The sequence below is a fragment of the Luteimonas sp. GW821-FHT14E02 genome (genome assembly GCF_058803905.1).
This window is the reverse complement of the sequence record NZ_JBXAPK010000003.1, coordinates 445,823-452,362: the sequence shown is the minus strand read 5'-3', so window position 1 is coordinate 452,362 and position 6,540 is coordinate 445,823. Positions and strand designations below refer to the sequence as shown.

Here is a 6,540-nt window from a genome sequence, read left to right as displayed (position 1 = left end):
AAAAGCGTTTTTCTTTGGTTCGTTTCTTTTGACGCTTATCAAAAGAAATGAACTCGGCCGCGCAGCGGACGAAACGCTCTTGCTCTTCACAAGCAACAACAACAGCAAAACCCAAATGGATCCCAGCTTTCGCTGGGACGACGATCAAGCGAACAGCTGGATGACCAGCCATCCGGCTGTGAAACCCCCGCCTTCGCGGGAATGACAAGCAGAAGCAACAGCAAAATAGATCCCAGCTTGCGCCGGGACAACGGACAGGGACATGGATTTCCGCCCACGCGGAAATAGCGAGCCAGTCAAACACTCACTCCCAAAAGGCAAAACATCAGCCCCAGAAAGCAGAAGCCCGCCAACCCGAAGCCGTAAGGGGAGGGAGCATACGGTCTTCTGATGGGTTGGCGGGCGAAAACGTTTACCGCTACATCTTTACCGGGGAATCCTACAGGATCAAGTCCCAGGATCAGCCGGCGTTGGGCTTTGTCGAATTCAGATCAGCGCGCGCGCTTGGCGGTCGCCTTCTTCGCCGACTTGCGAACGGCTTTCTTGGCCGGCGCCTTGGCGGCCGTGGACTTGCGCGACGCCGGACCCTGACGACGCAGTTCGGCGGTCAGCGCCTCGACGCGCTTGCTCAGATCGGTGAGATCGTCACGGCCCGGCACGCCGAGCTTGGTGAGTGCGCGCTGCACGCGATCCTCGAACACCTTTTCCAGGCGGTCCCAGGTGTCGGTGGCGCGGCCGCGGGCCTGCTCGACGCGCTGTTCGACGGCATCGCGGACCACATCGGCGCGGCCGCCGGCGATCTTGCGCGCGGTCTGCTCGAGGTTGAGGCCTTCCTTGACCAGGGTTTCGAACAGCTTGCCGCCCTCGGCCTGCGCGCGGGCGAAGGCGCCGACGCCGGCGTGCCAGATCTGCTGCGCGGATTCGCTCAGCGACTTGGACAGCTTGTCGGCCTGGGCCTGCAGGTCAGGCTTGCTGGAGGCGGTCTTCTTGCTTGCGGTTTTCTTGAACTTGGCCATGTGCCCTCCCGGGCGCTCTTATGCGTTTGCGTGCATCGTCCGCGTCTTATCTAGAGCATTCACACGACCAGCACGCAAGGCGTGCTCGGGCACCGAAACGCCCGTCGGCGGGTTATGCGGACAAACGCCGGCTGCGGCGCTGGTGCGAACGCTTGGCGATGACGCGCTCGGTGTCTTCCAGGGCGCGGCGCAGCCTGGCGGTGGTTTCGGTGCCACGCGGCGGCAATGGCGCCAACCCGCTCAGGATGGTGCGATGGGGATCGTCGAGGACCTCATCGCGCAGGCGGATGCCGTGCGCGGCCAGCGCTGGGCGCAATTCGTCGGCGCGCCGGCGCAGTTCCTCCAGCGTGTGGCGATAGGCCTGCTGGCAGACGCGGCGGCGCGAGGCGAAGCTGAAGAGGTTGGTGTGGAACAGTTCGCCGTCGTCGGAATTGGCTTCGAACACGAGCTGGTCGACGTCGGGATACTGCTGCGTGTACTTCGCCAGACCGACCTGCATGCGTGATTGCAGCAGGCTGCGGAAGGTCTGCGAGAGCACCGCCGGCAGGCCGCCCTCGGCCAGGCGGTTGTGCATGGCGTTCTTCGCGCCGTTGCCGCTGCTGTTGAAGGGCACCAGCGGATTGATGCCGATCAGCAGGTCGATGCCGCGCTCCAGCAGCACCGAGGCATGCAGGGTGCGGCGCAGGGCGCCGTCGACGTAGTGGCGCCCGCGCAGCTCCACCGGCGGATACAGGCCGGGCAGGGCGGCGCTGGCCTGTACCGCCTGCGAGATCGGCACGTCGTCCCAGCCTTCGCTGCCGAAGACCACGGGTTCGCCGTTGTCGAGTTCGACGGCGACGACGAACAGCTTGTTGGGCAGTTCGCGGAAATCGTTGCTGCGGCCGCGGCGGTTGAACACGCCGCGCATGAAGCGTTCGACTTCGGTGTTGTCGAACAGTCCGGTCGGGACCAGGCCGCCGAAGCGTTCGATGATGTCGGACCAGCGCGCGTTGCGCGGATCGAGCAGCAGGCCGCGCCACCAGTCGATGGTCAGGCGCGGCAGGCTGGCGGCGCGCTGCAGGTATTCGTAGAGCGCCGGGCGCAGGAAGGTTTCCGGGCGGAACTGGATGTCGTGGCTGTCGCCGGTGATGAAGACCCGGCACATCTCGTCGGTGGTGATGCGGTTGGCAAGCCCGGCGGCCAGGAACGCGCCGCTGCTGACGCCGACGTAGCCGTCGAGGTCATTGATGTCGAGGCCTTCGAACGCCTCGTCGAGGGCGCGCAGTGCGCCGAGTTCGTACATGCCCCCGATCGGGCCGCCGCCTGCGATGGCCAGGCCGATCCTGGCCGGCTGGCGCTTGCGGGAAGGGGCGCGTCGCTGCGCCGTATGGAGTGAAAGCATGCGGACCGTCACGTTCCGGGGATGGCGGAGTTTAGCCGATCCGCCGGGATAAACCGGCTCGCCTTGGGTACCGGTAGCATGGATGATAAGCACCATGGCCCGATCGCCCCTAGCCGCCCGAATCGCGCGCCGGCTCGCCTGGCACCAGTGGCTGCAGGATCCCAAGCGGGAGCCGCGCAACAAGTCGCCCTGGCTGCCTGAATTGCGGCGCTGGCAGGCTGAACGCCTGAAACGCAGTTTCCAGCGCTTCCTGGCCGATCCCAAGCGCCGGCCGGCCGCCGAATTCTTCCTTACCGACGTCTACGGCGACCGCGACTTCACCCGCCGCGACGCCGACATCGCGCGGGTGCTGCCGATGATGCAGCGGCTGCTGCCCAAGCGGCTGCTGGAGACGGTGGCCGATGCGATGGAGCTGGGCGTGCTGTCGCATGCGCTCGATCTGCGCATGGCCGAAGCGTTGCAGGCGCTGGCGCCGCGCCGGAAGCGGCTGGACGAGGCGCTGTACGCGGAGGCGTATCGCGAGATCGGCCTGCCGCGGTTGCGGGCGCGGCAGATCGCGCTGATCCGCAGTGTGGGCGCCGGGTTCGGGCGCGCCCTGAAGATGCCGGGTGTGTCGGCGTTGCTGGCGTTCTCGCGCGGACCGGCCAAGCTGGCGGGGCTCAGTGAATTGCAGGGGTTTCTGGAGCGCGGCTACGCCGCGTTCGAGGCGTTGGGGAATCCCGACAAGTTCGTGGCCGAGATCGAGCGTGACGAGCGGGAGGTGTCGCGGCGGTTGTTCGAGGGGGAGGATGATCCGTTTTTGTTCGGTTGATGACAGGGGCTGTTCAAATCTTCAAAGCAGTCCGCAAAAGACGCAAAAAATGCAAAAGAAGCTCTGAGATTCGTCATCCCGGCTTTAGCCGGGATGACGATTTGAGTTATTCAGAGGTTCACAACGATGACTGTCTGATCATCGGATTTTTTGCGTTCTTTGCGTAGCGTTCCTCGCGGACAAATCTGCTTTTCAGTCAAGATTTGAACGGGCGCTCAAGAGAACTTCTCATCAAGCACGCGCCGGATTTCCTTCTCTACCGTGCCCTGCAACGCCGAAAGCAGGAACCCGAGCTTGGCGGTGACATGCAGCTGCTTCGCCGTCAGCGCGATCTTGCCGTCGACGCCGCTGCGCGTGAAGTTCATGGTGTCGCCGTCCCAGCCGTATTCGAAGTCGAAGCGGTCGGCGAGCTTCTTCGCCACGTCCTCCACGGCCTTGCGCGCCTTGGCGTGGGGCATGGAATGTTTGTGTCGGATGTCGATACCGGCCATGCGTGGCTCCGTGCTGCGTAGGTGGGGCGTATTCTGCGGCGTGTGCGCGTCGGCTCCAAGCCTGGACGGCCATGGTAGATTGCCGCCGCATGGATCCCCTGAAACTGCGCTTCGTCGGCCGCGACCAGCCCGAGCTGATGCTCGGCGCCGGCATGCATGGCATCGGCCGTGCGAACGGCCGCGCCGACACCCTTGGCCTGCTGGATGAAGCGCAGGCACCGCTGGTGCGATTCTTCGTGGACCGCCGCGGCGTCTGGCTGACGGTGGCCGACGGCGTGCGTGGCGTGCACGTCAACGGGCGTGAGATCCGTCGCATGGCCATGCTGCGCGTGGGCGATGCGGTCTACGTCGACGGCATCGAGATGCGGCTGGTGGGCGCGCAGCCGCCGCAGGTGCCCGAGAAGCTGCCGAAGGATGCGGGCGATGTGGACATCGCCGACGGAACGCGCGTGCTGTTGCGCGGCGTCGGCGGGCAGTACCACGGACGCAGTTTCACGCTGGAGCGCTCGCGCCTGGTCGGGCGCACCGAGGAAGCGGACATCCGCATCGACGATCCGGCCTTCGCCGATCGTCATGCGCGCCTGGAATTGGTGGGCGACCGCATCATCCTGCGCGATCTCGGTTCGGTGGACGGCAGCGTGGTCAACGGCGAATCGGTGCGCAACGCCTGGCTGCAGCCGGGCGATCAGATCGTCTTCGACGCCCACCATCGCTTCGTGGTGGAGGCGCCGGCATTGCGGCGGGCGGAACGCGAGACCCGGCTGACGCCGGTCGATGAGCACATCTTCGAACTCGAAACCCCGGCCGATGCGGGGAAGGGCCGCTCGACGGCGTGGCGTCTGCCATGGCTGCTGCTGGCGGCGCTGGTGCTGGCGGGATTGCTGGCGCTGCTACTGTTGTTCGGCAGCGGCTAATTTTTCGCCGGTCATTCCCGCGCCGGGGCCGCGTCGTCAACACGGCTGGGACGGGCAACGACAGGGCGCGAAGCGCGCGATTTTTGCACCCATTTCCATCCGCGCCACCCCAGCAGCACGGCCAGGATCGCCGCGTACAGCAGCGGCTCGCGGATGTCGGACTTCACCAGCCACCAGAAGTGCAGCACGGCCAGCACGCCGATGACGTAGACCAGCTTGTGCAGGCGCCCCCAGTTGCGGCCCAGGCGCTTGATCCAGCCCTTGGTCGAGGTGATCGCCAGCGGCAACAGCAGCAGCCAGGCGGCGAAGCCGACGGTGATGTAGGGGCGCTTGGCGATATCCTCGAAGATCTGCGTCCAGTAGTTGCGCAGGTCCAGGAACAGATAAGCCGAGAAGTGCAGGGTGGCGTAGGCGAACGCATACAGGCCGAGCATGCGGCGGAAGCGGATCAGCACGGTCTGCCTGGTCAGCTGGCGCAGCGGCGTGATCGCCAGGGCGATCATCAGGAAGCGCAGCGCCCACAAGCCGAGGCGATGCTCGATCTCGGCGACCGGATCGGCGCCGAGGGCATCGCTTCCCGTGCTGTAGACGCTCCAGAACTGCCAGGCGAGGATCGCCAGCGGCGTCAGCGCGGCGAGATGGACGGCGGTCTTGGCGGCGATGATCTTGCTGTCCCTTCTCCCCCGGGGAGAAGGTGCCCCGGAGGGGCGGATGAGGGCGGGAGAGGTCGGCGTCATGGAACGTTCTCTAGCATGTCATTTCCCGCCCTCATCCGGCGCTTCGCGCCCCTCAGCCGCTGGAAGCGGCTTCGATCTCCCAGAGGGAGAAGGAAAGCTAAACATCAGAACCACTTCTTCAAATCCAGGCCCGCGTACATCGAGGCGACCTGCGGCGCGTAGCCGTTGAAGAGGCGGGTGGGAATCCGCTCCGCGAACAGGTTGCCGGTCTTGCCGGCGATGCGGCGCTCGGTCTTCTGGCTCCAGCGCGGGTGGTCGACGTTCGGATTGACGTTGCTGAAGAAGCCATATTCCGACGGCTGCAGGTCGTGCCAGGCGGTTTCCGGCATCTTCTCGACGAAGTTGATCTCGATGATCGACTTGATGCCCTTGAAGCCGTATTTCCATGGCACCACCAGCCGCAGCGGCGCGCCGTTCTGTTGCGGCAAGGCCTTGCCGTACAGGCCGGTGGCGAGGATCGTGAGCGGATGCATGGCCTCGTCGATGCGCAGGCCTTCGCGATACGGCCAGTTGATCGAACGGTAACGCACCTCCGGCATCTGCTTCGGATCGGCCAGCGAGGTGAAGGCGACGTACTTCGCCTTCGAGGTCGGTTCGAATCTCTTCAGCACGTCGGCCAATGGCACGCCCAGCCAGGGGATCACCATCGACCAGCCTTCCACGCAGCGCATGCGGTAGATGCGTTCTTCGGGCTTCAGGCCCTTGAGCAGGTCTTCCAGCGAAATCCTGCCGGGCTTGGCGCATTCACCGCCCACGGTTACCGACCACGGCGAGGTGCGCAACGTGCGCGGCGCGCGCGAGGGGTCGTTCTTGCCGGTGCCGAATTCGTAGAAATTGTTGTAGCTGGTGACGTCCTGGTAGCGGGTGAGTTCCTCGTCCGTGCGGAAGCCGGACTTGGCCTGTGCCGGCGTGATGGCGGCTTTCGGCGGTGCCGGCGGTTCCGCGCGCGAGCAGGCGCTGAGCGCGAGTGCCGGGGTGCCCACCAATGCGGTCAGCAACCGGCGGCGCTGGTGGTAGACAGTTTCGTCGGTCACTTCCGCGGCCGGGATGCGGAGGGCGTCGCGCAGGACGTTCTTGGGGGACATGAAAGGTGCTCCGACAGTCTCTATGCATGATAGAGGCACGACCCGGGCAAAAAGTTGCGCGGAAAACCATTGCGGCAGCCCTGCTGCGCTGCGGCATACTACCCG

At 65.4% G+C, this 6,540-nt stretch carries 8 protein-coding genes; 3 read left to right on the top strand and 5 right to left on the bottom strand.

Annotation, left to right across the window (positions count from 1 at the left end; all coding sequences use genetic code 11):
- Positions 1-205, top strand: a 205-nt coding sequence (locus AC1RNP_RS07675) for a hypothetical protein (RefSeq protein WP_493050667.1), incomplete at its 5' end; no start/stop codon positions are given.
- Positions 206-491: 286 nt separating this feature from the next.
- Here AC1RNP_RS07675 and AC1RNP_RS07670 read toward each other — a convergent pair.
- Together AC1RNP_RS07670 and AC1RNP_RS07665 are read right to left on the bottom strand one after the other, a co-directional pair.
- On the bottom strand, positions 492-1,016 hold the full coding sequence (locus AC1RNP_RS07670) for a phasin family protein (protein WP_493050666.1): 525 nt from the start codon (positions 1,014-1,016) through the stop codon (positions 492-494).
- Positions 1,017-1,128: 112 nt separating this feature from the next.
- Complete coding sequence (locus AC1RNP_RS07665) at positions 1,129-2,397, bottom strand: patatin-like phospholipase family protein (protein WP_493050665.1); 1,269 nt, start codon at positions 2,395-2,397, stop codon at positions 1,129-1,131.
- A 94-nt stretch (positions 2,398-2,491) separates the two neighbouring features.
- Between AC1RNP_RS07665 and AC1RNP_RS07660 the strand changes: the two genes are divergently transcribed.
- Positions 2,492-3,208, top strand: a complete 717-nt coding sequence (locus tag AC1RNP_RS07660) for a DUF8198 family protein (RefSeq protein WP_493050664.1) — start codon at positions 2,492-2,494, stop codon at positions 3,206-3,208.
- Between the two features lie 215 nt (positions 3,209-3,423).
- Here AC1RNP_RS07660 and AC1RNP_RS07655 read toward each other — a convergent pair whose 3' ends face one another.
- Positions 3,424-3,699 (bottom strand): polyhydroxyalkanoic acid system family protein, encoded by a 276-nt coding sequence (locus tag AC1RNP_RS07655; RefSeq protein WP_493050663.1) that lies wholly within the window; start codon positions 3,697-3,699, stop codon positions 3,424-3,426.
- 89 nt (positions 3,700-3,788) lie between these two features.
- On the opposite strand from AC1RNP_RS07655, the gene AC1RNP_RS07650 reads away from it, so the two are divergent.
- The gene (locus AC1RNP_RS07650; protein ID WP_493050662.1) at positions 3,789-4,613 is read left to right on the top strand and encodes an FHA domain-containing protein; all 825 of its coding nucleotides are present in this window, start codon (positions 3,789-3,791) and stop codon (positions 4,611-4,613) included.
- A gap of 11 nt (positions 4,614-4,624) precedes the next feature.
- On the opposite strand, the gene msrQ is transcribed toward AC1RNP_RS07650, so the two are convergent.
- On the bottom strand, positions 4,625-5,350 hold the full coding sequence (gene msrQ, locus AC1RNP_RS07645; protein WP_493050661.1) for a protein-methionine-sulfoxide reductase heme-binding subunit MsrQ: 726 nt from the start codon (positions 5,348-5,350) through the stop codon (positions 4,625-4,627).
- A gap of 104 nt (positions 5,351-5,454) precedes the next feature.
- The gene (msrP, locus tag AC1RNP_RS07640; RefSeq protein ID WP_493050660.1) at positions 5,455-6,435 is read right to left on the bottom strand and encodes a protein-methionine-sulfoxide reductase catalytic subunit MsrP; all 981 of its coding nucleotides are present in this window, start codon (positions 6,433-6,435) and stop codon (positions 5,455-5,457) included.
- Positions 6,436-6,540: the final 105 nt, after the last annotated feature.